The following is a 26,065-nucleotide window of genomic DNA, read 5'->3' as shown; positions in this document are numbered from 1 at the left end:
GCCGATGCCCGCGCCCCTGACCGTCGTGATCCCGACCCTGAACGCCGCCGAAACACTGGGCGATGCGGCCGCGTCGCTGATCGCGGGGGTGCAGGGCGGGCTGATCGGGCGTCTGGTCGTGTCGGACGGCGGATCGACCGATGCGACCCACGCCGTGGCCGAGGCTTTGGGCGCCGTGATCGTGACCGGAGCGGCGGGGCGGGGCGGGCAGATCGCGCGCGGGATTGCGGCCGTGCCGGGCGGTTTCGTGCTGGTGCTTCATGCCGATACCCATCTGTCCGGCGAATGGGTGACGGCGATCGAGCGGCACATGCACGACCACCCGACGGACGGCGGTTATTTCCGGTTGGCGTTCCGCGCCGAAGGCTTGGCGCCGCGCTGCGTGGCCGGTTGGGCGAACCTGCGCGCGCGGCTGTTCGGGCTGCCTTACGGCGATCAGGGATTGCTGGTGTCCGTTGACGTTCTGGCAACGCTTGGCGGCTATCCTGAGCTTCCCTTGATGGAGGATGTGGCCATGGCGCGCGCGTTGCGCGGACGATTGCGGATGCTGGATGCGGTTGCGCGAACCGATGCCGGGAAATATCGCGCCCAGGGATGGCTGCGGCGGGGCGGGCGAAACCTGTGGACGTTGGGGCGGTATCTGTGTGGCGCTGATCCCGCCCGTCTGGCCGCGTCTTACCGGCGTCGGTGATCGGTCTCGAAACCGGGCGGCGGCGACTCTTCCCTGGCGGCGCTGTCCCGGTCGAATTGCAGGCGGTGCAGGTCGGCATAGATGCCATCACGCGCCATTAATTCGTCATGGGTGCCCTGATCGACGACACGACCGCGGTCCATCACGACGATGCTGTCGGCGTTGCGGATCGTGGCAAGACGGTGGGCGATGACCAGCGTGGTACGCCCCTGGCTGAGCCGTTCCAGCGCCGTCTGGATGATCTTTTCCGACTGGGCGTCCAGCGCCGATGTCGCCTCGTCCAGCAGCAGGATCGGCGTGTCGCGCAGCAGGGCGCGGGCGATGGCGACGCGCTGGCGCTGACCGCCCGACAGGTTCGATCCGCGTGGCCCGGCCTGGCTTTCAAGGCCATCGGGCAGTTGTTTCAGAAAATCCGCCACATGGGCAAAGCGCAGCACGTCCTGCAAGCGATCCTCGGGGATGTCGGTGCGGCCCAGCAGGATGTTCTCGCGGATCGTCTCGTCGAACAGCAATGCGTCCTGCGTCACGACCGAGATCTGGCCGCGCAAGTCCGACAGCGACAGCGCACTAACCGGCGTGTCGCCCAACCGGGCCGTGCCCGATTGCGGCTCGACCAGGCGGGTCAGCACGTTGAACACGGTGCTTTTGCCCGCCCCCGATGCGCCGACCAGCGCGGTCGTCTTTCCCGCCGCGGCGCGGAAGGACACGCCGTCCAGCACCGGGTCGGAGTCATAGGCGAAGCGCACGTCATCCAGCACGATATCGGCATCGCCCGCGTCGATCCGCACCGGCGCGGCGGGCGTGACGATGGTCGGGCGCAGATCGAAGATGTGATAGAGCCGCTCAAGCGATGCGGCAGCGATCTGGAACGTGCCGGTCAGCCCGCCCAGACGGCGCAGCGGCTGGAACGCCAGTGCCATGGCGGTGAAGAACGACATGAATTCGCCCACCGTCTTTTCGCCCGATATGATCTCGCGCCCGCCAAGGACCAGAACGCCGAAAAAGCCGATGCCGGTCATGATGTCGATCATCCCGGGCAGCATCGAGGTGCCCGCCGTGGTCTTGATCTGGGCGATCACGATGCGATCGACGACAGCGCGGAAACGATCCTGTTGATAGTCTTCCATGCGGTTCAGCTTGATCGCGTTGATGCCGTGGAACACCTCGTCCAGCCGGGTCGACCGGTGCGTGGCATGGTCGCGCATCTGGCCGGTCTTGCGGCGGACGTATTTCTGCAGGCTGCGGGTCGGCAGGATCAGCATCGGGATGCCGATCAGCGCGGTCAGGGTCCAGACCCAGTCGACCGACAGCGCGACCACCACCAGCGAGGCCAGCGCGACGACATCGCGCCCGATGCCCTGGATCAGCACCTGCCAGATGTTCTGCACCGCGCTGGTGTCGCCCTGCACGCGCTCCATCAGGTAGCCGGGGGCGTTCTTCTGGAAATAGGTCGAATCCAGCGTCATCATGTGGCCCAGCAGGTCGATCTGCATGTCGGTCGACGACCGTTGCGCCACCCGCACCAGCAGCACGCGATAGATGACGCCCGACACCGCCCGCACCACGAACAGCGCCAGAACCGCGGTGCCGACCCACCACAGGGCGGCGGTGTTGCCGTCGATGAACACCAGGTCGAACATCGGCTGCAGCATGTAGGACAACAGCCCGACCGTGGAGCCTTCCACCACCATCATCACGAAGGCGACGGCGATCCAGCGCCAGTGCCGCCCGACATAATCGCGCCACAGCCGCCCCATGAGGGCGGTCGAAGAAGGGCCGGCGGTGGTCTGTGTGGTGTCGTTCAAGAAAGCGTCCCGGTTGCCTGTCGCCCTTGGGTATCCTGTGCGCGCCGGATTGGAAAGCGGCACACGCCCACACCGGCAACCCGCGATCTGCATTGACCCGGCCCGCGGGCGGCGCAATACCTTATGGCATCTTCACTTCGGGAGCCGACGATGAGCCTTTCCAACGGTCGCACTTACCTTGCCATTCCCGGTCCGTCGGTCATGCCCGACGCGGTTCTGAACGCGATGCACCGCGCCGCGCCCAACATCTATGCCGGCGAACTGCCCGAGATGATGCCGGAGCTGATGGCCGATCTGAACCGCGTTGCGCGCTCGACCTCGCATTGCGCGATCTACATCTGCAACGGCCACGGCGCGTGGGAGGCATCGCTGGCCAACGTCGTGTCGCGCGGGGACGAAGTTCTGGTGCTGGCCACCGGCAATTTCGCCCTCGGCTGGGCCGAAACGGCGCGGCGGATGGGGCTGGAATGCACCGTGCTGGACCACGGCCGCCGCTCGACCATCGATTACGACCGGCTGGCGGAAACCCTGAACGCGGACAGCGCGCACCGCTTCAAGGCCGTCCTGATGGTGCAGGTCGACACGGCCACGTCGATCCGCAACGACGTGCCGGCGGTGCGCGCGGCGCTGGATGCCGCCGGGCATCCCGCGTTGTTCATGGTCGATTGCATCGCCTGCCTGGGCGTGGACGATTTTCACATGGATGCCTGGGGCGTCGACGTGATGATCACCGCGTCGCAGAAGGGGTTGATGACACCGCCGGGCATCGCCTTCGTGTTTTTCAACGACAAGGCGGACCGGGCGCGCGACAAGGTCGAATTCATCAGCCAGTATTGGGATTGGCGCCCGCGCGCCTTTCCCGATCAGTTCTATGAACGCTTCGCGGGCACGGCGCCGACGCATCACCTGTACGGATTGCGCGCGGCGCTGGACATGATCCACACCGAGGGTCTGGACAACGTGTTGGCCCGCCACGCCAAGCTGGCGCGCATGGTCTGGGCCGCGTTCGAGGTCTGGGGTCAGGAGGGCCCGGTCGAGTTGAACGTCACCGACCGCGCGCTGCGCTCCCATGCCGTGACGGCTGTGCGGATCGGCGACCCCCATGGCGAAACGCTGCGCCAGTGGCTGATCGAAAACACCGGCGTCACGCTGGGCATCGGCATCGGCATGGTGGACAAGGGCGCGCCCGGCGCCGACGGCTTCTTCCGCGTCGGCCACATGGGCCACGTCAATGCGCACATGGTCATGGGCGTGCTGGGCAACATCGATTCCGGGCTCAAGGCCCTGGGTCTGCCCCACGGGCGCGGTGCTTTGGAGGCGGCAAGTGCCGTTTGCGCCGAAGCCTGATGGAAACATCGCGGCCGCGGGGGTCCGGATCGGCCGGACCAGCCCGCGGCGGTGACCTCAACCGCCGCTGCTGTCGATCTCGATGGTATAGCTGTCGGCGTTGATGGTCGAACTCACGACGATCTGCCCCTGCAGGCCGCCGGGACCGGAAAACAGGACACGGCCGGTGTCCATCGCCGCGGTGTCGACCTGAAAGCCGTTGCTGGCCAGATCGTCGGCCCAGACCTGCAACAGATCTGACGGATCCTGATCGACCTCGGTCTTGAGCATGTGGGTGCTTGAGCCGATGCTGTGGTTGCTCTGCATGTCATGGCCTTCGGGCAACACGATGCCCTCGGGAAGCCAGTCGGGCTGATCGGCAAGTGCGGGGCTGGCCAGGAAAGCGATAAGGCACCCGGCAAGGGCGGATTGCAGATACGTCATTGTTTTGTCCTTCGGCGAGCTCGGTCGGTTTGCCCAATACCTTGGCCAGACCACTACCGGTGTCAATGAATGGCGCGCCACCGGGTTCCGCCGGGCAAGGTTTGCACCGGACGCGGCGGATCGCCGCCAAAAGCGGTGGCTCGGGTTCAGCCGGCCACGATCACATCGGTCTTCCAGCCCCGGCATCTTGCCGCGAGGTCCGCGGACAGGGGGCGGTCGGTGAAAAAGGTGTCGATCTCTTTCAGGGTGGCGATCCGGGCAGGGGCCGAGCGTTTGAACTTGGAATGATCGGCGATGAGCATCCGATGCCGCGACCGGGTCAGGATCGTCTGGCTCACCCCGACCTCCTGCGCGTCGAAATCCAGTATATCGCCGTCGTCGTCCATGGCCGAACAGCCGATGATGCCGAAGTCGAACTTGAACTGGGCGATGGCGCTGGTGGTGATGTTGCCGATCAGCCCGCCGTCGGACTGGCGCAGCGATCCGCCCGTGACGATCACGTCGCAATCGGGATTGTGCGACAGGATGTTGGCCACGTTCATGTTGTTGGTCACCACCAGAAGGTTGCGGTGGTGCATCAGTTCGGTTGCGACGGCCTCGGTGGTGGTGCCGATGTTCAGGAAAACGGCGCAATCCTCGGGGATCCGGGCGGCGCAGGCACGGGCGATCGCGGTCTTGGCGTCGGCGTTCAGGTTGCGTCGTTCCTCGTATCCGATGTTCGTCGTGCCCGACGGCAGGACTGCACCGCCATGCACCCGTTCGAGGCGCCCCGCCTCGGCCAGATCGGCAAGATCGCGGCGGATGGTCTGAAGGGTGACGCCGAAATGCGACGACAGCCCCTCGACGGTGACCTTGCCGTCGCGGCGCGCGATTTCCAGGATTTCGGGATAGCGGATCGCCTGTGACATGGGGCCTCGTCTTCGCATCATCCCGGCCGGGATGGGGGAAAGGCAACTGTGTGTTTTTTTTCGTTTTGGCGCAAGACCGTGGTCGGAGCCGAGCGATTTGCGCGGAAACGAGCGCGGTTTTGATGGGATGCGGGACTTGCGGGTGGTTCAAGCAACTGAAACAAAACGGCAAAATCAGATACGAACAAAAACGAAAATAAGTGTTGTTCTTTTTTGCGTCATTTGCTTTGATGAGGCAACGGTAACGAAGGATTTGGGAGGATCCGGGTGAGCGAGCGGGAGGACATCTGCGATCTGCTGATCATCGGCGGCGGCATCAACGGCTGCGGCATCGCGCGCGATGCGGCGGGGCGTGGCCTGTCGGTCGTGCTGGCCGAGATGTCGGATCTTGCCTCGGCCACCTCCTCGGCCTCGACCAAGCTGTTCCATGGCGGGTTGCGGTATCTGGAATACTTCGAATTCAAGCTGGTGCGCGAAAGCCTGATCGAGCGTGAGACGCTGTTGCGCGCCATGCCCCACATCTCGTGGCCGATGCGGTTCGTGCTGCCGATCCATCCCGGCATGCGGTTCGAAAGCGACACCCCCACCAGCCGCATCCTGAACACGGTGATGCCATGGATGAAAGGGCGGCGGCCCGCCTGGTTGATCCGGCTTGGGCTGTTTCTCTATGACAGCATGGGTGGTCGCAAGATCCTGCCCGGCACGCAGACCCTGGACCTGACGACGGCGCCCGAGGGGCGCGCGCTGGCCGATCGTCATGCCAAGGCGTTCGAGTATTCCGATTGCTGGGTCGAGGATTCGCGCCTGGTGGTGCTGAACGCGCGCGATGCCGAAACCCGCGGCGCCACGATCCTGACGCGAACGCGCGTCGTGTCGGCGGCGCAGCAGGACGGGACGTGGCAAGTCACCCTGACCGATACCGAAACCGGCATCACCCGGACGCAGCGCGCGCGCATGATCGTCAACGCCGCCGGTCCGTGGGTGGGCGATATCATCAACCACACCGTGCGTCAGAACACCGACGACGGTGTGCGCCTTGTGCGTGGCAGCCATATCGTGACGCGCCGCCTGTTCGAGCACGACAAATGTTATTTCTTCCAGGGCAGCGACGGGCGCATCGCCTTCGCCATTCCCTACGAGACGGACTTTACCCTGATCGGCACCACCGATCAGGACCACGACGATGCCGATACGCCCCCCGTCTGCACACCCGAAGAACGGCAGTATCTGGTGGATTTCGTCAACGGCTATCTCAAGGATCCGATTTCGACCGACGACATCGTGTGGACCTATTCGGGGGTGCGCCCCCTTTACGACGACGGCGCCACCTCGGCCACGGCGGCAACGCGCGATTACACGCTGAAGGTGGACCACAGCGCCGGCGCGCCGGTTCTGAACGTCTTTGGCGGCAAGATCACGACCTATCGCCGGCTGGCCGAAAGCGCGCTGAAGCTGGTGGCGCGGGAATTTCCGGGGCTGGCGGGCGACTGGACGGCGGGTGTCGCGCTGCCCGGCGGGGATTTTCCGGTGGACGGGGTGGCGTCGCTGATCGACGCCCTGCGCCGCGACCACGGGTTTCTGGACGAACGCTGGGCGCGCCGCCTGGTGCGCGCCTATGGCACCGACGCGCGTGTCCTGCTGGACGGGGTGAAAGATGGTGCTGGCATGGGGCGCGATTTCGGCGCTACGCTGTGCGCAAGGGAGATCGACTGGCTGATGGATCGCGAATACGCGCGCACGGGCGAAGACGTGCTGTGGCGGCGCACCAAGCTGGGCCTGCGCCTGTCGCCCGAGGCGGCGGCCGCGGTCGACGACTATATCACGCGGCGCCGCGCGGATCGCGCGCAGGCTGCGGCGGAATAAGCGGGGGAACGACGCATGACGCTGAAACTGGAAGGTCTGACGCATGTGGTGAGCGGTCAAACGCACATCCACGAGACGTCGCTGACCCTGGAAAAGGGCACGATGAACGTGCTGTTGGGGCCGACGTTGTCGGGCAAGACCACGTTGATGCGGCTGATGGCGGGGCTGGATGCGCCGACCACAGGGCGCGTGATCTGGAACGGCGAAGACGTGACCGGCCAGCGGGTACAGGACCGCAAGGTGGCGATGGTGTATCAGCAGTTCATCAATTACCCCTCGATGACGGTCTATGACAACATCGCATCGCCCATGAAGCTGATGGGGATCGGCCGCGACGAGATCGACCAGCGGGTGCGCGACACCGCCGCCCTGATGCGCCTGGCGCCGATGCTGGATCGCAAGCCCTTGGAATTGTCGGGCGGACAGCAGCAGCGTTGTGCGCTGGCCCGGGCCCTGGTCAAGAACGCGGGGCTGGTGTTGCTGGACGAACCGCTGGCCAACCTCGATTACAAGCTGCGCGAGGAATTGCGCGCCGAGATCCCGAAGATCTTTGAAAAATCCGGCTCGATCTTCGTCTATGCCACCACCGAACCGGAAGAGGCACTGTTGCTGGGCGGCAATTGCGCGACCCTGTGGGAGGGGCGCGTGACCCAGTTCGGCCCGACATCCGATGTCTATCGCAAGCCTCAGGATGCAACGACGGCGCGGGTGTTTTCCGATCCGCCGATGAACTTCCTGACCCTCGAGAAGCGGGGCGAGAGCCTGCGCCACGACAAGGGCGAACTGGCGGCCGATGCCTTGGCGCCGGGGTTGGCCGACGGTCGGTATCTGGCCGGGTTCCGTCCCAATCACCTGAAGCTTGAGCCGTCAGAGGGCGCGATCCGCTTCGATGCGACGCTGAACGTGACCGAGATCACCGGCTCGGAAACCTTCGTGCATCTCGAACACGGCGGCGAACGCTGGGTCGGGCTGATCCACGGGGTGCGCGATCTGAAACCCGGACAGCCGCTGGCGGTCTATCTCGATCCGTCGCGGATCTATCTTTTTGCCGACGATGGCACGCTTGTCGCGTCGGCCGCCTATGCGGAGGCTGCGTAATGGCCCGGATCACGCTTGATAACCTCGCCCATTCATACCTGCCCAATCCCGCGTCCGAGGATGATTTCGCCCTGAAAGAGCTGAACCATGACTGGACGGATGGCGAAGCCTATGCCCTGCTGGGCGCGTCGGGCTGTGGCAAGTCGACGTTGCTGAACATCATCTCGGGCCTGCTGATCCCGTCGCAGGGGCGCGTATTGTTCGACGGCGAGGACATGACCACCGCCGCGACCGCGGATCGCAACATCGCGCAGGTGTTCCAGTTTCCGGTCGTCTACGACACCATGACGGTGCGCGAGAACCTGGCGTTTCCGCTGAAGAACCGCAAGCTGGACAGCGCCGAGATCGCGCGCCGGGTGCAGAAGGTCAGTGCCATGATCGGCATGGACGCCGAGCTTGACCGCAAGGCGCGCGGCCTGACGGCGGATGCAAAACAGAAGATTTCACTGGGCCGGGGCATGGTGCGCGAGGACGTGAACGCGCTGCTGTTCGACGAGCCCCTGACCGTGATCGACCCGCACATGAAGTGGGAGCTGCGCACCCAGCTGAAGAAGCTGCACGACGATTTCGGCCATACGATGATCTATGTCACCCACGACCAGACCGAGGCGCTGACCTTTGCCGACAAGGTGGTGGTGATGCATGACGGCCGGGTGGTGCAGATCGGCACACCCCAGGATCTGTTCGAACGGCCCGCCCACACCTTCGTCGGCTATTTCATCGGTTCGCCGGGGATGAACCTGTTCAACGCCACGCTGGACGGCACGCGCGCCCGGATCGGCGATGCGACGGTGGATCTTGGCGCCCATTACGCGGCCAGCGGCAAGATCCAGATCGGTGTGCGGCCCGAATTCATCCGTCTGCAGGCGGGCGGCGACGGCATCCCGGCGCGGATCGACCGGATCGAGGACGTGGGCCGCCACAAGATCGTGCGCCTTGACGTGGGCGGCACCGAGGTCAGCGCCATCGCGAACGAAGGCGACGCGATCCCCGCCGACGTCGACCGCATCGGCTTCGCCCCCGAGGGGATCAACGTCTATGCCGACGACTGGCGCGTCGAGGCCACGCAGAACGTTCCCGGAAAGGACGCAGCATGAACAAGACCGTCAATCAGAAGGCATGGTTCCTGGTTCTGCCGGTGCTGGTGCTGGTGGCGTTTTCGGCGGTGATTCCGCTGATGACCGTGGTCAATTATTCGGTTCAGGACACCTTCGGACAGAACGTGTTCTTCTGGGCGGGTCTGGATTGGTTCAAGGACATGCTGGCATCCGACCGGATGTGGAGCGCGCTGGGCCGTCAGCTGATGTTTTCCGCCATCATCCTGGCGATCGAGGTTCCGCTGGGCATCTATGTCGCCCTGCACATGCCCAAGAAGGGCTTCTGGTCGTCGTTCTGCCTGGTGCTGATGTCGCTGCCGCTGCTAATCCCGTGGAACGTGGTCGGCACAATCTGGCAGATCTTCGGACGCGTCGACATCGGCCTGCTGGGCTATACGCTGGATGCGATGGGGATCAACTACAACTACACCCAGAACACCATCGATGCCTGGGTCACGGTGATCGTCATGGACGTGTGGCACTGGACGTCGTTGGTGGCGCTTCTGGCCTTTGCCGGCCTGCGCTCGATCCCCGATGCCTATTACCAGGCGGCCAAGATCGACCAGGCCAGCCGCTGGGCCGTGTTCCGCTATATCGAGCTGCCCAAGATGGCGGGGGTTCTGATGATCGCGATCCTGCTGCGGTTCATGGACAGTTTCATGATCTACACCGAACCTTTCGTCGTCACCGGCGGCGGGCCGGGCAATGCCACCACGTTCCTGTCCATCGACCTTGTGAAGATGGCGCTGGGTCAGTTCGACCTGGGACCGGCGGCGGCCTTCAGCCTGATGTATTTTCTGGTGATCATGGCGATTTCGTGGGTGTTCTACACCGTGATGACCACCATCGACGCACGCGAGGGAAAGTGACATGACCGACACCGCAACCCCCGATCTTAACCCCGCAGACAGCGAAATGGTCATCCAGAAACCGCGCACCAGCACGCGCCGGTTCCGCCCCTCGGGTTCAGCCGTCGTGATGTTCCTGTATCTGCTGTTCCTGATGCTGCCGATCTATTGGCTGCTGAACATGAGCCTGAAGACCAACACCGAGATCCTGAGTTCGTTTTCCCTGTGGCCGCGCAACCTGACCCTGGCGAATTACGAAAAGATCCTGACCGACCCGAGTTGGTACATGGGATATGTCAATTCGCTGATCTATGTGGTGATGAACACGGTGATCTCGCTGGCCGTCGCGCTGCCCGCCGCCTATGCGTTCAGCCGCTACAGCTTCATGGGCGACAAGCATCTGTTCTTCTGGCTGCTGACCAACCGGATGGCGCCGCCCGCCGTCTTTGCCCTGCCGTTCTTCCAGTTGTATTCCAGCATCGGGTTGTTCGACACTCATATCGCCGTGGCCTTGGCCCATTGCCTGTTCAACGTGCCGCTGGCGGTCTGGATTCTCGAAGGCTTCATGCGCGGCGTGCCGAAAGAGATCGACGAGACGGCGTATATCGACGGCTATTCCTTCCCGCGCTTCTTCATCAAGATCTTCATGCCCCTGATCGCCAGCGGAATCGGCGTCGCGGCGTTCTTCTGCTTCATGTTCTCATGGGTCGAACTGCTGCTCTCGCGCACCCTGACCTCGGTCGATGCCAAGCCCATCGCCGCCACGATGACCCGCACCGTGGGCGCGGCAGGGGTCGACTGGGGCGTGCTGGCCGCCGCCGGCGTGCTGACGATCGTGCCGGGGGCCTTGGTGATCTACTTTGTCCGCAACTACATCGCGAAGGGCTTTGCCCTGGGGCGGGTGTGACGATGAAGGCATTTGTATCAATCCTGTTGGGTCTGGCGCTTTGCGCCACGCCCCTGGCGGCCACTGCCGACGATGATCAGTATGGCGCAGGATGTCTGTTGACCAAGCTTGACCCGAATGGCGACGGCTTCCTGTCCATCCGACGCGGTCCGTCCTCGAAACAGGCCGAAATCGCACGGGTCCGCAACGGCGACACGCTTTTTTTCGACCATCGCACCTGCAAGGGCAAATGGTGCTTTGCAGAGGAAGGGATCGTGAAGGGCAATAGAACAAACGTGAATGGCTGGTTCTACACCGCCTGGTGCGAGATTTATCCATGAGGAGAACCCATCATGCTTGACTGGATGGCCTGGACATGGCCCACGGCGGCCTTCTTCGGCATCATCGCGCTGCTGCTGATCACGTTTTCGATCCTCGCGGTGAAATTTCCCGAGACGCCACGCCGCGGCATCATCGGCGTCGCCACCACGCGGGGCGACCGGTTGTTCATCACCTTGCTTGGTTCAGCCTTCATCAACCTGATCTGGCTGGGTCTGGCGCTTGGTCCGCAATACCTTGCGCTGCTCGTCTGCCTTGTCTTTGCCGCAGCGGTGTTCCGCTGGGTCTGAGGCAGGTCAATCCCGACCTCGCGGCGGTGCCGTGGGGTCGGGCGTTCGAAACGTTCTGACTATGGGAGGAAACCACATGAACGTTCTATTGAAATCTTCCACCGCCCTGGGCCTTGCCCTCGGCCTGGTGGCCGGACCGGCGTTCGCCGACATGGAGGCCGCGAAGAAGTTTCTCGATGAAGAAATCGGCGAGGTGACAACCCTGTCGCGCGCCGATCAGGAAGCGGAAATGCAGTGGTTCATCGACGCCGCCAAGCCCTTCGAGGGCATGGAGATCAACGTCGTGTCCGAAACCATCACCACCCATGAATACGAGTCCCAGGTTCTGGCACCCGCATTCACGGCAATCACCGGCATCAAGATCACCCACGACCTGATCGGTGAAGGCGACGTGGTGGAAAAGCTGCAGACGCAGATGCAGTCGGGCGAGAACATCTATGACGCCTATGTCAACGACTCCGACCTGATCGGCACACACTGGCGTTATGGCCAGGTGCGCAACCTGACCGACTTCATGGCCGGCGACGGGGCCGATGTGACATCGCCCACGCTGGACCTGGACGATTATATCGGCACCCAGTTCACGACCGCGCCCGACGGCAAGCTGTATCAGCTGCCCGACCAGCAGTTCGCGAACCTTTACTGGTTCCGCTACGATTGGTTCAACAACGAGGAATTCAAGGCGGAATTCAAGGAAAAGTACGGCTATGACCTGGGCGTTCCGGTCAACTGGTCGGCCTACGAGGACATCGCCGAGTTCTTCACCGGCAAGACGATCGACGGCCAGGAAGTCTATGGCAACATGGATTATGGCAAGAAGGATCCGTCGCTGGGATGGCGTTACACCGATGCGTGGATGTCCATGGCCGGGATGGGCGACAAGGGTGAACCCAACGGCCTGCCGGTCGATGAATGGGGCATCCGCGTCAACGAGAACTCCCAGCCGGTCGGCGCCTGCATGGATCGTGGCGGCGCGACGAACTCGCCCGCGGCCGTCTATGCCGTGAACAAGGCGATCAAGTGGCTGCAGGAATACTCGCCCCCGTCGGCCGCCGGCATGACCTTCTCCGAGGCCGGTCCGGTCCCCGCACAGGGCAACATCGCGCAGCAGATGTTCATGTATACCACGTTCGTCGCGCCCCTGGTGGCGTCGGATGCGGTGATGAACGAGGACGGAACGCCTAAATGGCGCCTCGCCCCGTCGCCCCACGGCGTCTATTGGGAAGAGGGCATGAAGGTCGGCTATCAGGACGTGGGATCCTGGACCATCATGAACTCGACCCCGCTGGACCGCGCCAAGGCCGCATGGCTCTATGCGCAGTTCGTGACGTCCAAGACCGTGGATGTGAAGAAGGCCGACGTGGGCCTGACCTTCATCCGCGAATCGACCGTGAACTCGGATCACTTCACCGAACGCGCGGACAAGCTGGGCGGTCTGGTCGAATTCTACCGTTCGCCCGCCCGCACACAGTGGTCGCCCACGGGCACCAACGTGCCGGACTATCCCAAGCTGGCGCAGCTTTGGTGGCAGAACATCGGTGACGCGATGTCGGGTGCCAAGGATGCCAAGGGCGCGCTGGATCAGCTCTGCGCCGACATGGAGGACGTGATGTCGCGTCTGGAACGTGCCGGCATCCAGGGCGATCTGGGTCCGAAGCTGAACGAGGAAGAATCGGCCGAATACTGGCTTGAGCAGCCGGGCGCACCCAAGCCTGCCCTCGAGAACGAGGACGAAGAGCCGAAGACCGTCAGCTATGACGAACTGGTGAAATCCTGGAATCAGTAAGGATTCGGGACAGGCTCTTTCCTTCAGGGGCCGGGGAGAGCGCGCAGTCATTGCGCGCTCTCTTTTCGTTTCGGGGGCCAATTGCCGCGCTGCGGGCCACCGATCAGGCCGGAATCCGATGTTCTTGCGGGTGCAGGACCGGTTCGCCTTCGCAATCCAAGTGCGATATGTCAAAGCACCGGTTCAACTTGCGTGATAGACGGAACCCGGCGGGCGTGGTGGCGAAACGGTTTCGCGCCGCGCGATCAAGACGGGCAAGGTCGGACCCATGGGTGCGGCCGTCATCGGAGTAAAAGTGTGAACCGGCCGGAAACCCACATGCAACCCGACAGCCCGCGTGTGGACATGGCCGATGGCCGCCTTGTGCTGAGCGGTGATCTTCTGATCGGAACGGTCGCCGATCTGTCATGCGATACCGACGGGGCGCATGGCGTCGATATCGAACAGGTCGCGCGCATGGACACGGCGGGCGCATGGTTCGTCCTGGATCTTGCGGCGCGGATGGGCGACGCCCCGGTAAGCGGCGCCAGCGACGTGCAGACCCTGCTGCTTGATACGGTGCGCGACAACATGCCCACGGGCGCCCCCGACGCCGAGCCGCGCCAGACCATCGCCGATCGCTTCGAAGGTGTCGGGCGCAAGGTCCATGACGGCTGGCGGATCGCGGTGGAGATGACCGGTTTCCTGGGCCAGGTTGTCGCAACCTTGGCCAGCCTGGTGATCCATCCGCGACGGCTGCGCCTGACCTCGCTTGTGCACCACATGCAGGAGGTCGGGTTGAACGCCGTGCCCATCGTCGCGCTGATGTCGTTCCTGATCGGCATCGTCCTGGCCTTCCAGGGGTCGTCGCAGCTGCGCCAATTCGGGGCCGAGGTGTTCGTCGTCGATCTGATCGCCATCTCGATCCTGCGCGAACTGGGCATCCTGTTGACCGCGATCATCGTCGCCGGGCGCTCGGGTTCGGCCTTCACCGCCGCCATCGGGTCGATGAAGATGCGCGAGGAGGTCGACGCCATGCGCACGCTGGGCCTCGAGCCGGTGCAGATCCTGGTGGTGCCGCGGGTGCTGGCGCTGATCCTGACGCTGCCGCTGCTGGGGTTCATCGCCGACATCTCGGGCCTGGTGGGCGGCGCGATCATGTCGTGGATCGAACTGGGCGTGTCGCCGTCGGTGTTCCGCTCGCGGCTGGTGGCGGATATCGACCTGTGGCAATTCGGCGTCGGCATCATCAAGGCGCCGTTCTTTGCCCTGATCATCGGCGTCATCGGCTGCTATGAGGGGCTGAAGGTCGGCGGCAACGCGGAATCGCTGGGCCGGCTCACGTCGACATCGGTGGTCGTGTCGATCTTCCTTGTCATCGTGGCGGATGCGCTGTTTTCGGTGTTCTTTGCCCTGGTGGGTGTGTGATGGCGGATCCGCAGAACAATGCCGGTCACGATACCGACCCGATCATCCGCGTGCGCGGGCTGGTCAAGAAGTTCGGCAAGCATACCGTCCATGACGGCGTCGATCTGGATGTGCGGCGGGGCGAAATCATCGGCATCGTCGGCGGATCGGGCACAGGCAAGTCCGTGCTGTTGCACCAGATCGTCGGCCTGCTGAAACCCGACGCGGGCCGGATCGAGGTGTTTGGCCAAAGCGTGCGCGACACCTCCGATGACGAATACCGTGCGCTGCGCCGCCGCTGGGGCGTGATGTTCCAGGACGGCGCGCTGTTTTCATCGCTGAGTGTGCGCCAGAACGTCGAGGCGCCCATGCGCGAACAGCTGGACCTGCCCGAGGATCTGCGCCGCACTCTGGCGGGCATCAAGGTGCGCATGGTCGGCCTGCAGGACAGCGCGCAGGACAAGTATCCGTCGGACCTGTCGGGCGGCATGCGCAAACGTGCGGGTTTCGCGCGGGCTATCGCGCTGGATCCGGAGATCGTGTTCCTGGACGAACCGACGGCGGGTCTTGACCCGATCGGCGCCGCCGCCTTCGATACGCTGATCGGACGGTTGCAGGCGGCGCTGGGTCTGACCGTGTTCATGGTGACGCATGATCTGGACTCTCTGCATGCCATCTGCGACCGCATTGCGGTGCTGGCCGAAAAGAAGGTTCTTGCGGTCGGCACCATGGCCGACATGCTGGAAGTCGATCACCCTTGGGTGCGCGAGTATTTTCACGGACCAAGGGCACGCGCCGCGTTGGCCGGCGGCGACAAGAACGAGGTGCGATGATGGAAACCCGCGCGAACTTCATCCTGATCGGGGCGCTGACCCTCGCGGGGATCCTGGGCATCCTGGGGTTCATGGTCTGGCTGGCCAATGTGCAGCTTGACCAGCAGTTCAACCGCTACGGCATCCTGTTCGACGATGTGTCGGGGCTGGACGGGTCGGGCGACGTGCGCTTCAACGGGATCTCGGTCGGTCGCGTGATCGAGCGGCGGTTCTATGACCCCGATCCCTCCAAGGTCTATGTCCAGATCGAGGTCGATGCCGCCACCCCCGTGCGCGAGGATACCATCGCACAACTCAGCTCATCGCCGGTGACGGGCGTGTCCTATATCGCGCTGTCGAACACCCGGGCCGTTGCGGGGCCGCTCGACGCGCCGCCGGGCGAGGTGCCGCTGATCACGGCGAAACCCTCGACATTGCAGCAACTGGTCGACAACGCGCCGGGCCTGATCGACGAGGCGACCACCCTGCTCGAGCAGTTCACCAAGATCGCCGGGCCCGAAAACCAGGCCCATGTCGCGGCCATCCTGCGCAATCTGGAAGTGGCTTCGGGCGGTCTGGAACAGGCCTTGACGGATTTTTCCGACATCACCGGCACGGTCAGCGAAGCCACCGCGAAGATCGGCGATTTCACCGACCGCCTGGACGTGATCGGCGCCGCGACGCAGACCACGCTGGGCAATATCGACACGACGCTGAATTCGGCCACCGACGCCTTTGACGCGGCCGAGGGCGCCATCACGTCCTCGACCGCCGCCATCGACAGCGCGGGGGCGCTGTTCGCCGATGCCGAAACGCTGATGCGCGATGATGTGCCCGGCATCGTGGCGCAGATCTCCGACACGGTGGATGCGCTGAACGCCGCCATCGTCGATCTGGCGGCCCGTTCGGGCAACACGTTGGACGGGTTCGCCCGCACGACCGCGCTTCTGGATGCGCGCCTGACCGAGTTGGAAGGCACGCTGAGCGAGGCGGAAACCGCCTTTGTCGCGGTCACCGAAGCGTCGGACAGTTTCGATGCACTGGTCGATGGCGACGGTGCGCTGCTGGTGTCCGAGGCGCGCGTCGTGCTGGCCGATGCCGGGCGCGCCATCGCCACCATCGAGACGGTGATCGACGACGACGTGCCGGCGGTGGTGGCCGATATCCGTTCTGCGGTCGCCAGCGCGTCGGCGGCGGTCGATCGGGTTGCGGCGGACGTGACCGGCGCGACCGGCCGGCTGGAACCCCTGACCGCCGACGCCCAGGCGTCGCTGACGGCGGCCACCGCGTTGTTCGACCGCGCGCAAAGCTCGCTGACCCTGCTGGACGGCGCGTTGGTGTCGGCCAACGATACCTTGCTGTCGGCCGATTCCGCCTTTGATGCCGCGACGGACATCATGTCGACGAATCTTGAACCGACGCTGGACGACATCCGCGCCACTGCCGCCCGGATCCGCAGCGCCGCCGATCAGGTTGCCGACGACGTGCCGGGGATCACCGCCGATCTGCGGGCGCTGATCGAACGCGCCAACGCCGTCGTGCGGCAGGTGCAGGGCGTGGTGGCCGACGCCGCGCCCGGCATCGCCACTTTCACCGGCAGCGGCCTCAGCGAACTGACCTCGCTCAGCGCCGAGGCGCGCGGCCTGGTCCAAAGCCTGAACCAACTCGTGCGGAGGATCGAACGCGATCCGGCGCGTTTCCTTCTTGATGACCGCGTTCCCGAATACCGGAGATGACATGCCACATCCAATGATCCTGACCCGACGCGCGGCCCTTCTTGGGGCGATCGCAACCCTTGGTGGATGCAGCGCGCTGTCGTCGCTGAACAAGGCCGCGACGCCGCTGGACACCTATGATTTGGTGCCTGTGCCGGGCTCTACCACCGGCCGGCGATCGGGGCGCACGATCCTCGTGGCGCGCCCCACGGCGCCCGCTGCCATCGCCACCGACCGGATCGTGGTCAAGCCGGATGCGCTGGCGATCACGTACCTGCCCGACGCGCGCTGGGCCGATGAACTGCCGGCGGTGATGCAATCCCTGCTGGTGCGGTCCATCGCGGGCACCGGGCGGGTCGGGTATGTCGGCCCCGGCGAAGGCGGGCCGGTGCCCGATGTCGCCCTGTTGTCGCGGATCGACGCCTTTCAGGTCGAGGTGGCGCAACCCGGCTTTTCCGTCGTGGTGGACCTCAGCGTGACCCTGGTGCGCGATCGCGACCAGAGCGTGATCGCGACACGGGTGTTCCGCCGGACGGCCGCGGCCACGGATGATCTGCCGACGGTGCTGATCCCGGTCTTCCAGACCGCGTTGGATGCGATACTGCCCGAGATCGCCGATTGGGTTGCCGCGACGGCCTGACCCTCAGGCGTCGCGCGCCGGGGGCAGGGGAGACGGGCGGCGCGATCGGTCGTCGCCCACGATGCGGTCCGCCATCAACAGGGCGATGCCGCGCGTCGTGTCGAACGCCGACAGCACGATCGTCAGCATCGAGGTCAGCGGCACGGCCAGCAACGCGCCCGGCAACCCCCAGAGCGCAGACCAGATCGCCAGCGAGACAAGCACGACGAACGGCGACAGGTTGACGCGCCGCCCGATCATCCGCGGCTCGACGATGCTGCCGACGGCCATCTGCGCCGAGGTCAGCAGGACCGCGACAAGAAGCGTCCATTCAAGATTGCCGAACTGCAACGCCGTCAGCGCCACGGGAAACGCCACCCCCACCAGTGACCCGAAATAGGGGATATAGTTCAGCAGGCCGATGGCCAGCGCCCAGAACAGCGGAAAATCGACATCCACCGCCCAGAGAATAACGAACGACACCGTGCCCAGCAGGACGTTCACCAGCGTCTTGATCGCCAGGTAGTCGCCGATCCTGCGGTTGATGTCGCGGATCATCGTCTCGGCCCGTTCGGCGCTTTCGGGATCGCGCAGCGCCGCCGACAGCTTGGCCGCGAAACCGCCGCGTTCGGCCAGCAGGAACGCGGCATAGATCACCACCAGGAACAGCCAAGCGCCGATGTTGGTGATGTTCAGCAGGGCTGTGTTGACCAGGCTCTGCACCGAGAACCGGCCGAAGGTCGCATCGCGGATCGTCTGCCAGTCGGGCCGCTCGTCCAGCCCGACCAGGTCGGCGACCCGCGCGACCATCCGTTCGATGTTGGCCTGATAGGTCGGCGCCTCGCGCAGGATGCGGCCGACCGTATCGACCACGACACCGGTAAAGATCGTGACCACGACCGCAAAACCCAGCAGCACGATCGCCTGTCGCGCGGCAGGGGGCAGGCGCCCGATCACCGGCACCCGGCCCAGGGCGTCCGATGCGCTGAGCAGGACGTAGACCGCGATGACGGCCGCGAGGATCGGCAGCAGAACAGGCTTGCCGATATAGATCAGGAATCCGGCAAGCACGACCAGCAACGCCGAATTGACCAGAGTGGCAAGGGGCGGCGGACCTGCGGTCATGCGTTGCGTTTCCCGTCGGTGGTCGCGGCTTTGGGCGGCAGGGCCCCGGTGCGGCGGGACCACGGGCCATGGCGGCGAGTATGCTTGCCACCCGCGGCAAGGTCAACGCATTGCGTGGCGCCGCGACGGGGCGACATCCGCGGTGCAAGGCGACCGGCCGGCTGCATGCGCGGGCGGGCCGACCTCGCGGAATAACACGGCCGGACATTGTATCGCGTCTGCGGAAAGCTAGGGTATGCGGCAGACCGGTTGCGATCCGAAGGAAAAGCACCCCATGGCCGACATCGTCACGATCCGAAACCTGACCAAGACCTATGGCGACGGCTTCGAGGCGCTGAAGTCGGTCAACCTGGGGATCCGCAAGGGCGAGATCCTGGCCCTTCTGGGGCCGAACGGGGCAGGCAAGACGACGCTGATCTCGACCGTCTGCGGCATCACGCGGCCGACCTCGGGCACGATCACCGTGCGCGGGCACGACACGCTGAAGGATTTTCGCGCCGCGCGACGGCTGATCGGGCTGGTGCCGCAGGAAATCTCGCTTGAGCCGTTCGAGCGGGTGATGAACACGGTGCGCTTCTCGCGCGGGTTGTTCGGCGGAGGGCGCGACGATGCCCACCTGGAACGGGTGCTGCGGCAGCTGTCGCTGTGGGACAAGCGCGATGCGCGCATCCTCGAGCTTTCGGGCGGCATGAAACGGCGCGTGCTGATCGCCAAGGCGCTGAGCCATGATCCCCGCGTGCTGTTCCTGGACGAACCCACCGCCGGCGTGGATGTCGAATTGCGCCGCGACATGTGGCGCGTGGTCGAGGGGTTGAAGGCCGACGGCGTGACGATCATCCTGACGACCCATTACATCGAAGAGGCCGAGGCGATCGCCGACCGCATCGGCATCATCGCCGGGGGAGACATCCTACTGGTCGAGGAAAAGGCGGCGCTGATGCAGCGCATGGGGCAGAAACAGATGGAAATCCAGTTGCAGGATCCCGTGACAGAGGTGCCTGCCGCGCTTGCCGATTTCGATCTGCAGATCGGCGGCGACGGCACGCTGATCTATACCTATGACGCCCAGGGCGAACGCACCGGGATCACGCGGCTGTTTTCGGCGCTGCCCGACGCGGGGTTGGTCCTGCGCGATGTGCAGACGCGCCAGTCGTCGCTGGAGGATATCTTCGTCAACCTGGTGAACGGGGACGCGGCATGAACATCGGGGCGATTCGCGCGATCTATGTGTTTGAAATGGCGCGCACCTTCCGCACCCTGCTGCAGAGTATCGTGTCGCCGGTGCTGTCCACCTCGCTTTACTTCGTGGTGTTCGGTGCCGCCATCGGCAGCCGCATCGACCAGGTCGAGGGTGTCAGTTACGGCGCGTTCATCGTGCCGGGGCTGATCATGCTGACGGTGCTGGTGCAATCGGTGAACAACGCGGCCTTCGGGATCTATTTCCCGAAGTTCATCGGCACGATCTATGAACTGCTGTCGGCCCCGGCGTCGTTCGTCGAGATCACGGCCGGCTATGTCCTGGCCGCGGCGACCAAATCGCTGGTGATCGGACTGATCATCCTGGCGACGTCGTTCTTCTTTGTCGATCTGACGATCCTGCATCCGGTCTGGATGCTGGCGTTCCTGGTCCTGACCTGCCTGTCGTTCAGCCTGTTCGGCTTCATCATCGGCATCTGGGCGCAGAATTTCGAACAGCTGCAACTGGTGCCGCTGCTGGTGGTCACGCCGTTGGTTTTTCTGGGCGGATCGTTCTATTCGATCGCGATGCTGCCGCCGTTCTGGCAGACCGTGACGCTGTTCAATCCCGTCGTCTATCTGGTGTCGGGCTTTCGCTGGGCGTTCTTTGGTGCGTCGGACGTGCCGGTTCTGGCCAGCCTGGCCGCCATCGTCGTGTTCACCGTCGCGTGTATCGCGGTGATCGCGCTGATTTTCCGCACCGGGTGGCGGATCCGGAAATGAACGTGCCGTTACGCAACATCGGTGCCGCGCCGGGTTGCACGGCCTTGTTGCGGGTGGTGTGGAACTCTATGTGCAGCCCATGAAGCGTTTCATCCCATTCATCGCCAAGCCGCCCGTCGTTGCCGTGATCCGGCTTCAGGGCACGATCGCCAGTGGCGGACGCGGCAGCCTGAACGATGCAGGTCTGGCCGGAATGATCGAAAAGGCGTTTCGGCGCGGCAAGCCCGCCGCCGTCGCCCTGTCGATCAATTCACCGGGCGGCAGCCCCGTGCAATCGTCGCTGATCGCGGCCCGCATCCGCCGACTGTCGGACGAGAAGGGCGTGCCGGTCCATGGATTTGTCGAGGATGTGGCGGCCTCGGGCGGCTATTGGCTGGCCACGGCGGCCGATCGGATCTGGGTGGACGAGACGTCGATCGTCGGCTCGATCGGCGTGATCTCGGCCAGTTTCGGTCTGGATCAGTTGATCGAACGCCACGGCATCACGCGCCGCGTCTATACCGCCGGCCAGTCAAAATCGATGCTGGACCCGTTCCAGCCCGAAAAGGCCGAGGATGTCGCGCGCCTGCGCACCTTGCAGGACCGGATTCACGCGCGGTTCATCGAACAGGTCAGATCGCGCCGGGGTTCCCGGTTGCCCGAAGGCCGTGACCTGTTCACCGGCGATATCTGGGTCGGACGGGACGCCATCGATGTCGGGCTGGTTGACGGCATCGGCCACCTGGTGCCGAAGATGAAGGAACTGTTCGGCGACAAGGTCAGGTTCGTCGGCTACAGCCAGCGCCGCCCGTTCCTGTCGCGGTTCGGCCTGTCGCTGGGCGAAGCGGCGATCGGGGCGCTGGAAGACCGCGCCGCCTATGCCCGGTTCGGGCTGTAGCGGATGATCAAGGTCGTCAGTCTTTTCCTGATCGGGATGCTTGTCCTGGCCATGTTCGGCAAACTGCGGTTTCCGGGGCAGAAACGATTGCAATCGATGAAATGCGAGCGTTGCGGACGCTATCGCATCGGGTCGGGGCCCTGCGCCTGCGGCAAGGGAAAGGGCTGAGATGGAATTTGCGCTGGCCGCACTTGGCCTTGTGATACTGCTTCTGGCGGGCGACGCGTTGGTGCGTGGCGCGGTCAACATGTCGTTGCGCCTTGGTGTGCCGGCGCTGATCGTGTCGCTGACCGTGGTCGCCTTTGGCACCTCGGCCCCCGAACTGCTGATTTCCATACAGGCGGTGCTGCGCGGCGCGCCCGGTATCGCGCTGGGCAACGTGGTGGGGTCGAACACCGCCAACATCCTGATGGTGCTGGGCGTGCCGGCGATCCTGGCCGCGATGCACATGAAGAACTGCGACACGCGCAAGTCCTATGTGATGATGCTGGTCGCGTCGGTGCTGTTCATCGCCCTGTGTTTCTTCGGCCCGCTGACATGGTGGCACGGTGTGATCCTGCTGGCGGCGCTGGCGGTGATGCTGGGCGATCAACTGCGCGAGGCACTGGCGCACCGCCGTGCCGGCCTGGCCGTCACCACGGACGAGGTAGAGGGCGCTGATCCGGAAATGCGCTGGTGGAAGATCCTGTTGTTCCTGGCCCTGGGGCTGGTCGGTCTGCCTTTGGGGGCCGACCTTCTGGTGGACAGCGCCACGGTCATTGCCCAACGCTTTGGCGTCAGCGACACGGTGATCGGCCTGACGCTGGTGGCAATCGGCACGTCATTGCCCGAGCTTGCGACCACCGTCGTGGCGGCACTGCGTCGGCAGGCGGACGTGGCGATGGGCAACGTGATCGGTTCGAACATGTTCAACCTGCTGGCCATCATCGGCGTGACCACATTGATCGGGCCGATTGACGTGGGGGCGGAATTCCTGCGCTTCGATCTGTGGGTGATGTTGGCGGCGTCGCTGGTGTTGGCGCCCTTCGTCTTCCTGCGCTGGAGCGTGACGCGGACATGGGGCGTGGTCTTCTGCGCGTTCTACGGCGTCTACCTCTATGTCCTGATCGTCGGCGGCGGAACCTGATCCGGAGCTGTGGCATGAACGATAGACGACGCGCCCTGGTCACGGGCGGGGGCAAGCGGCTGGGCCGTGCCATGGCGCTGTATCTGGCCAGCCGTGGATATGACGTGGCGGTGCATTACAACACCTCGTCCACGGCCGCGGATGAGGTGGCGCAGGACATCTGTGCTAGGGGGCAGGCGGCCTGCACCCTGGGGGCCGACCTGCTGGACGAGGCGGCGACCACGGCGCTGGTCGGGCGTGCGACCGACGCCCTGGGCGGCGCGCCCGATGTTCTGGTCAACAATGCGTCGATCTTCGAATACGACACCTTGGCCGACGCCACCCGCGACACGTGGGACCGGCACATGGGCAGCAACCTGCGCGCGCCGTTCGTTCTGACCCAGGCCATGGCGCGGGTCGCGCGCGATCCGGTAACCGACACCAATGGCGAACCGCGGGCCCGGTCCCTGGTCGTGAACATGATCGATCAGCGGGTGCGCAAGCCGACGCCCGAGTTCATGACCTATACGCTGGCCAAGATGGCGCTGTGGGCGTTCACCCAGACGGCGGCCCAGGCGTTGGCGCCGCGGGTGCGGATCAACGCCATCGGTCCGGGCCCGACGCTGAGGGGCGGCCGACAGGATGCCACCGCCTTCGCGCGCCAGCGCGCGGCGACGATCCTGGAGCGTGGGGCGAACCCCGACGACATCGTTGCGGCCTTGGGATATTTCCTCGATGCGCCCGCTGTCACGGGCCAATTGCTGTGCGTGGATGGTGGTCAGCACCTGGCCTGGCAGACGGCGGATGTGCTTGGCGTGGAATGAGACTCGTCAACGTTTCGGCCTTGACGCGACGACACTTATGCACGCGCCGCCCAGCCATCACGGGACTGTTAGGAATTCGTCAGTGTTTCCATATGCTTGCATACAGATAAATAAAAAGATAAGGTATTTCAGGAACTTGACGGGGAGCCTAAAAAATGGGCAATCCGATGATCCCGCCGGATTCAAAGGGAAATTGCGCCTTGGGCGAAACTTCTCCGCAAGGTTATCCACAGGTTTGGTGGGTATGTTTCGCCTTGCGCTTTCCGGATCCGGCCCCGATCTGAAACGTGACCCGATTCCGGTGAGGCCATGACCGATACGACCGACCGCCCGACAGGCCACGCCTGTGTTCAATCCTATCTCAAGACGCTCGACAATTCGCCGGGCGTCTATCGCATGCTGGATGCCAAGGGCGCCGTTCTGTATGTCGGCAAGGCGCGCAACCTGAAGAAACGGGTCAGCAATTACGCCAACCCGAACGGCCATTCGGCCCGGATCGACCGGATGATCCGCAGCACCGCGTCGATGATGTTTCTGACCACCCGGACGGAAACCGAGGCGCTGTTGCTGGAACAGAACCTGATCAAGCAGTTGAAGCCCAAGTTCAACGTGCTGCTGCGCGACGACAAGTCGTTCCCGAACATCCTGGTCACCGGCAACCACGCCTATCCGCAGATCAAGAAACACCGCGGCGCGAAGAAGGAAAAGGGCAGCTATTACGGCCCCTTCGCCAGCGCGGGCGCGGTGAACCGCACCCTGACCCAGTTGCAGCGCGTGTTCCTTTTGCGCAACTGCACGGATTCGGTGTTCGACTCGCGCACGCGCCCCTGCCTGCAATACCAGATCAAGCGCTGCTCGGCGCCCTGCGTTGGTTATATCTCGCACGAGGATTACGGCACGTTGGTGAAGGACGCCGAGCGGTTCCTGCAAGGCAAGTCCACCAAGGTGCAGACCGAACTGGCCCGCGAGATGGAGATCGCCAGCGAGGCGATGGAATTCGAACGCGCCGGCGCGCTGCGCGACCGGATCCGCGCTCTGACCCAGGTGCAGGCGGGGCAGGGGATCAACCCCCAGGGCGTGGCCGAGGCCGACGTGATCGCGCTGCACATGGAAGGCGGGCAGGCCTGCGTTCAGGTGTTCTTCATCCGCGCCAACCAGAACTGGGGCAACTACGATTACTATCCGCGCACCGGGTCTGGCGCCGGCCCGGCCGAGGTGATGGAGGCATTCATCGGCCAGTTCTACATCAACCGCGAACCGCCACCGCTGTTGTTGTTGTCGGACGGGATCGAGGAAGCCGAGCTGATGGCCGGCGCATTGTCGGACAAGATCGGCCGCAAGGTCGAGATCAGCGTGCCGCAGCGGGGCGAGAAGGCCGAGCTGGTTCAGGGCGCGCTGCGCAATGCCCGCGAAAGCCTGGCGCGCACCATGGCCGAAACCGCGACCCAGGCCCGGCTGTTGCAAGGTCTGGCCGAGGCATTCGATCTGCCCGCGCCGCCCAAACGGATCGAGGTTTACGACAACTCGCACATCCAGGGCGCCAATGCCGTTGGCGGGATGATCGTCGCGGGGCCCGAAGGCTTCCTGAAAAGCCAGTATCGCAAGTTCAACATCAAGGACACGAGCCTGACTCCGGGCGACGATTTCGGCATGATGCGCGAGGTGATGACGCGTCGGTTCTCGCGCCTGCTGAAGGAAGATCCCGACCGCACGTCGGGCACCTGGCCCGACCTGTTGCTGATCGACGGCGGCCAGGGGCAGGTGTCGGCCGTGCGTCGAATCATGGAGGAGATGGGCGTCGGCGACATCCCCATGGTGGGCGTCGCCAAGGGCGAGGACCGCGATGCCGGCAAGGAGGAGTTCCACCGCACCGGCAAACCGCCCATGGCGTTGCGTCATAACGACCCGGTGCTGTATTTCATCCAGCGCATGCGCGACGAGGTGCACCGTTTCGCCATCGGCGCGCACCGTGCGAAACGCAGCAAGGCCGTGGGGGCCACCCCGCTCGACGATCTGCCGGGCGTCGGCGCCATGCGCAAGCGCGCCCTTCTGACCCATTTCGGATCGGCCAAGGCGGTGGCCCGGGCCGACTTGAAGGATCTGAAGGCGGTGGACGGCATCTCGGACAACCTGGCCGAGACGATCTATGCGTTTTTCCACGAGAAGGGATAACGCCGACCCTTGTCCCTGTTCCGGTGCGGCGGATATCCGCACAGAGCCGCCAATCGCCCGGTTTCAGGCTGTTCGCTCGCCGTCGGGCAC

At 64.5% G+C, this 26,065-nt stretch carries 25 protein-coding genes; 21 read left to right on the top strand and 4 right to left on the bottom strand.

Translation table 11 applies throughout. The annotated features are described in order from the left end of the window. Positions 1-4: 4 nt before the first annotated feature. Positions 5-691, top strand: a complete 687-nt coding sequence (locus CFP68_RS05885; protein WP_099826207.1) for a glycosyltransferase — start codon at positions 5-7, stop codon at positions 689-691. Here CFP68_RS05885 and CFP68_RS05880 read toward each other — a convergent pair. Next, a complete protein-coding gene (locus tag CFP68_RS05880) occupies positions 676-2,448 on the bottom strand; it encodes an ABC transporter ATP-binding protein (protein WP_099825691.1) in 1,773 nt (590 codons plus the stop codon). The genes CFP68_RS05885 and CFP68_RS05880 overlap by 16 nt on opposite strands. Before the next feature lie 198 nt (positions 2,449-2,646). Between CFP68_RS05880 and CFP68_RS05875 the strand changes: the two genes are divergently transcribed. Beyond that, positions 2,647-3,843 (top strand): pyridoxal-phosphate-dependent aminotransferase family protein, encoded by a 1,197-nt coding sequence (locus CFP68_RS05875; protein WP_099825688.1) that lies wholly within the window; start codon positions 2,647-2,649, stop codon positions 3,841-3,843. 57 nt (positions 3,844-3,900) lie between these two features. On the opposite strand, the gene CFP68_RS05870 is transcribed toward CFP68_RS05875, so the two are convergent. Together CFP68_RS05870 and CFP68_RS05865 are read right to left on the bottom strand one after the other, a co-directional pair. Further along, positions 3,901-4,266, bottom strand: coding sequence for a hypothetical protein (locus CFP68_RS05870; RefSeq protein ID WP_099825685.1), 366 nt, complete (start codon positions 4,264-4,266; stop codon positions 3,901-3,903). Between the two features lie 146 nt (positions 4,267-4,412). Next, positions 4,413-5,174, bottom strand: a complete 762-nt coding sequence (locus tag CFP68_RS05865; protein WP_099825682.1) for a DeoR/GlpR family DNA-binding transcription regulator — start codon at positions 5,172-5,174, stop codon at positions 4,413-4,415. A gap of 267 nt (positions 5,175-5,441) precedes the next feature. On the opposite strand from CFP68_RS05865, the gene glpD reads away from it, so the two are divergent. The 12 genes from glpD (at position 5,442) to CFP68_RS05805 (ending at position 17,934) form a co-directional block, all read left to right on the top strand. Further along, entirely contained in the window at positions 5,442-7,037 is a 1,596-nt protein-coding gene (gene glpD / locus CFP68_RS05860) for a glycerol-3-phosphate dehydrogenase (RefSeq protein ID WP_099825680.1), read from the top strand. Between the two features lie 15 nt (positions 7,038-7,052). Continuing rightward, positions 7,053-8,135 (top strand): ABC transporter ATP-binding protein, encoded by a 1,083-nt coding sequence (locus tag CFP68_RS05855; RefSeq protein ID WP_099825678.1) that lies wholly within the window; start codon positions 7,053-7,055, stop codon positions 8,133-8,135. After that, positions 8,135-9,232: an ABC transporter ATP-binding protein gene (locus tag CFP68_RS05850; RefSeq protein ID WP_099825676.1), complete on the top strand. Its 1,098-nt coding sequence runs from the start codon at positions 8,135-8,137 to the stop codon at positions 9,230-9,232. Before CFP68_RS05855 ends, CFP68_RS05850 begins: the two co-directional genes overlap by 1 nt. Then, positions 9,229-10,101, top strand: coding sequence for a carbohydrate ABC transporter permease (locus CFP68_RS05845; RefSeq protein WP_099825674.1), 873 nt, complete (start codon positions 9,229-9,231; stop codon positions 10,099-10,101). The genes CFP68_RS05850 and CFP68_RS05845 overlap by 4 nt, the downstream gene beginning before the upstream one ends. Positions 10,102-10,147: 46 nt before the next feature. Continuing rightward, positions 10,148-10,987 (top strand): carbohydrate ABC transporter permease, encoded by an 840-nt coding sequence (locus tag CFP68_RS05840; RefSeq protein ID WP_241523986.1) that lies wholly within the window; start codon positions 10,148-10,150, stop codon positions 10,985-10,987. Positions 10,988-10,989: 2 nt separating this feature from the next. Next, positions 10,990-11,307: a hypothetical protein gene (locus tag CFP68_RS05835; RefSeq protein WP_241523974.1), complete on the top strand. Its 318-nt coding sequence runs from the start codon at positions 10,990-10,992 to the stop codon at positions 11,305-11,307. A gap of 12 nt (positions 11,308-11,319) precedes the next feature. Next, entirely contained in the window at positions 11,320-11,595 is a 276-nt protein-coding gene (locus CFP68_RS05830; RefSeq protein ID WP_099825670.1) for a DUF2160 domain-containing protein, read from the top strand. A gap of 76 nt (positions 11,596-11,671) precedes the next feature. After that, positions 11,672-13,381 carry an ABC transporter substrate-binding protein gene (locus CFP68_RS05825; protein WP_193825213.1) on the top strand — a complete coding sequence of 570 codons (1,710 nt, stop codon included), beginning with the start codon at positions 11,672-11,674 and terminating at the stop codon, positions 13,379-13,381. Positions 13,382-13,699: 318 nt separating this feature from the next. Continuing rightward, positions 13,700-14,788 (top strand): ABC transporter permease, encoded by a 1,089-nt coding sequence (locus tag CFP68_RS05820; protein WP_099825668.1) that lies wholly within the window; start codon positions 13,700-13,702, stop codon positions 14,786-14,788. Next, the gene (locus CFP68_RS05815; RefSeq protein WP_099825666.1) at positions 14,788-15,600 is read left to right on the top strand and encodes an ABC transporter ATP-binding protein; all 813 of its coding nucleotides are present in this window, start codon (positions 14,788-14,790) and stop codon (positions 15,598-15,600) included. Before CFP68_RS05820 ends, CFP68_RS05815 begins: the two co-directional genes overlap by 1 nt. Continuing rightward, positions 15,597-17,315: an MlaD family protein gene (locus CFP68_RS05810; RefSeq protein WP_241523973.1), complete on the top strand. Its 1,719-nt coding sequence runs from the start codon at positions 15,597-15,599 to the stop codon at positions 17,313-17,315. Before CFP68_RS05815 ends, CFP68_RS05810 begins: the two co-directional genes overlap by 4 nt. 1 nt (position 17,316) lies before the next feature. Then, positions 17,317-17,934 (top strand): ABC-type transport auxiliary lipoprotein family protein, encoded by a 618-nt coding sequence (locus CFP68_RS05805; RefSeq protein WP_241523972.1) that lies wholly within the window; start codon positions 17,317-17,319, stop codon positions 17,932-17,934. A 3-nt stretch (positions 17,935-17,937) separates the two neighbouring features. Here CFP68_RS05805 and CFP68_RS05800 read toward each other — a convergent pair whose 3' ends face one another. Next, positions 17,938-19,038 carry an AI-2E family transporter gene (locus CFP68_RS05800; protein WP_099826204.1) on the bottom strand — a complete coding sequence of 367 codons (1,101 nt, stop codon included), beginning with the start codon at positions 19,036-19,038 and terminating at the stop codon, positions 17,938-17,940. Positions 19,039-19,312: 274 nt separating this feature from the next. Between CFP68_RS05800 and CFP68_RS05795 the strand changes: the two genes are divergently transcribed. From CFP68_RS05795 to uvrC, 7 genes are all read left to right on the top strand, one after another. Then, positions 19,313-20,239: an ABC transporter ATP-binding protein gene (locus tag CFP68_RS05795; protein ID WP_099826203.1), complete on the top strand. Its 927-nt coding sequence runs from the start codon at positions 19,313-19,315 to the stop codon at positions 20,237-20,239. Further along, a complete protein-coding gene (locus CFP68_RS05790) occupies positions 20,236-20,997 on the top strand; it encodes an ABC transporter permease (protein ID WP_099825659.1) in 762 nt (253 codons plus the stop codon). Before CFP68_RS05795 ends, CFP68_RS05790 begins: the two co-directional genes overlap by 4 nt. Positions 20,998-21,076: 79 nt before the next feature. Beyond that, complete coding sequence (locus CFP68_RS05785; protein ID WP_099825657.1) at positions 21,077-21,874, top strand: S49 family peptidase; 798 nt, start codon at positions 21,077-21,079, stop codon at positions 21,872-21,874. A 3-nt stretch (positions 21,875-21,877) separates the two neighbouring features. Next, positions 21,878-22,042 (top strand): hypothetical protein, encoded by a 165-nt coding sequence (locus tag CFP68_RS18195; protein ID WP_169961458.1) that lies wholly within the window; start codon positions 21,878-21,880, stop codon positions 22,040-22,042. Between the two features lies 1 nt (position 22,043). Next, the gene (locus CFP68_RS05780; RefSeq protein ID WP_099825654.1) at positions 22,044-23,000 is read left to right on the top strand and encodes a calcium/sodium antiporter; all 957 of its coding nucleotides are present in this window, start codon (positions 22,044-22,046) and stop codon (positions 22,998-23,000) included. Between the two features lie 14 nt (positions 23,001-23,014). After that, a complete protein-coding gene (locus CFP68_RS05775; RefSeq protein ID WP_099825652.1) occupies positions 23,015-23,803 on the top strand; it encodes an SDR family oxidoreductase in 789 nt (262 codons plus the stop codon). A 309-nt stretch (positions 23,804-24,112) separates the two neighbouring features. Continuing rightward, positions 24,113-25,975 (top strand): excinuclease ABC subunit UvrC, encoded by a 1,863-nt coding sequence (gene uvrC / locus CFP68_RS05770; protein WP_099825650.1) that lies wholly within the window; start codon positions 24,113-24,115, stop codon positions 25,973-25,975. Positions 25,976-26,065: the final 90 nt, after the last annotated feature.

Source organism: Oceaniglobus indicus (assembly GCF_002751875.1).
GTDB classification, from domain to species: domain Bacteria; phylum Pseudomonadota; class Alphaproteobacteria; order Rhodobacterales; family Rhodobacteraceae; genus Oceaniglobus; species Oceaniglobus indicus.
This window is presented reverse-complemented; position numbering and strand designations above follow the sequence as displayed.

Bases quoted from the DNA above. Each gene is read 5' to 3' on its own strand.
- CFP68_RS05800 (WP_099826204.1), bottom strand. From the start codon at position 19,038: ATGACCGCAGGTCCGCCGCCCCTTGCCACTCTGGTCAATTCGGCGTTG.
- CFP68_RS05820 (WP_099825668.1), top strand. From the start codon at position 13,700: ATGCAACCCGACAGCCCGCGTGTGGACATGGCCGATGGCCGCCTTGTG.
- CFP68_RS05775 (WP_099825652.1), top strand. From the start codon at position 23,015: ATGAACGATAGACGACGCGCCCTGGTCACGGGCGGGGGCAAGCGGCTG.
- uvrC (WP_099825650.1), top strand. From the start codon at position 24,113: ATGACCGATACGACCGACCGCCCGACAGGCCACGCCTGTGTTCAATCC.
- CFP68_RS05810 (WP_241523973.1), top strand. From the start codon at position 15,597: ATGATGGAAACCCGCGCGAACTTCATCCTGATCGGGGCGCTGACCCTC.
- CFP68_RS05835 (WP_241523974.1), top strand. From the start codon at position 10,990: ATGAAGGCATTTGTATCAATCCTGTTGGGTCTGGCGCTTTGCGCCACG.
- CFP68_RS18195 (WP_169961458.1), top strand. From the start codon at position 21,878: ATGATCAAGGTCGTCAGTCTTTTCCTGATCGGGATGCTTGTCCTGGCC.
- CFP68_RS05855 (WP_099825678.1), top strand. From the start codon at position 7,053: ATGACGCTGAAACTGGAAGGTCTGACGCATGTGGTGAGCGGTCAAACG.
- CFP68_RS05815 (WP_099825666.1), top strand. From the start codon at position 14,788: ATGGCGGATCCGCAGAACAATGCCGGTCACGATACCGACCCGATCATC.
- CFP68_RS05785 (WP_099825657.1), top strand. From the start codon at position 21,077: ATGAAGCGTTTCATCCCATTCATCGCCAAGCCGCCCGTCGTTGCCGTG.
- CFP68_RS05865 (WP_099825682.1), bottom strand. From the start codon at position 5,174: ATGTCACAGGCGATCCGCTATCCCGAAATCCTGGAAATCGCGCGCCGC.
- CFP68_RS05795 (WP_099826203.1), top strand. From the start codon at position 19,313: ATGGCCGACATCGTCACGATCCGAAACCTGACCAAGACCTATGGCGAC.
- CFP68_RS05870 (WP_099825685.1), bottom strand. From the start codon at position 4,266: ATGACGTATCTGCAATCCGCCCTTGCCGGGTGCCTTATCGCTTTCCTG.
- CFP68_RS05875 (WP_099825688.1), top strand. From the start codon at position 2,647: ATGAGCCTTTCCAACGGTCGCACTTACCTTGCCATTCCCGGTCCGTCG.
- CFP68_RS05885 (WP_099826207.1), top strand. From the start codon at position 5: ATGCCCGCGCCCCTGACCGTCGTGATCCCGACCCTGAACGCCGCCGAA.
- CFP68_RS05850 (WP_099825676.1), top strand. From the start codon at position 8,135: ATGGCCCGGATCACGCTTGATAACCTCGCCCATTCATACCTGCCCAAT.
- CFP68_RS05780 (WP_099825654.1), top strand. From the start codon at position 22,044: ATGGAATTTGCGCTGGCCGCACTTGGCCTTGTGATACTGCTTCTGGCG.
- CFP68_RS05845 (WP_099825674.1), top strand. From the start codon at position 9,229: ATGAACAAGACCGTCAATCAGAAGGCATGGTTCCTGGTTCTGCCGGTG.
- CFP68_RS05825 (WP_193825213.1), top strand. From the start codon at position 11,672: ATGAACGTTCTATTGAAATCTTCCACCGCCCTGGGCCTTGCCCTCGGC.
- CFP68_RS05840 (WP_241523986.1), top strand. From the start codon at position 10,148: ATGGTCATCCAGAAACCGCGCACCAGCACGCGCCGGTTCCGCCCCTCG.
- CFP68_RS05830 (WP_099825670.1), top strand. From the start codon at position 11,320: ATGCTTGACTGGATGGCCTGGACATGGCCCACGGCGGCCTTCTTCGGC.
- CFP68_RS05805 (WP_241523972.1), top strand. From the start codon at position 17,317: ATGCCACATCCAATGATCCTGACCCGACGCGCGGCCCTTCTTGGGGCG.
- CFP68_RS05790 (WP_099825659.1), top strand. From the start codon at position 20,236: ATGAACATCGGGGCGATTCGCGCGATCTATGTGTTTGAAATGGCGCGC.
- CFP68_RS05880 (WP_099825691.1), bottom strand. From the start codon at position 2,448: ATGGGGCGGCTGTGGCGCGATTATGTCGGGCGGCACTGGCGCTGGATC.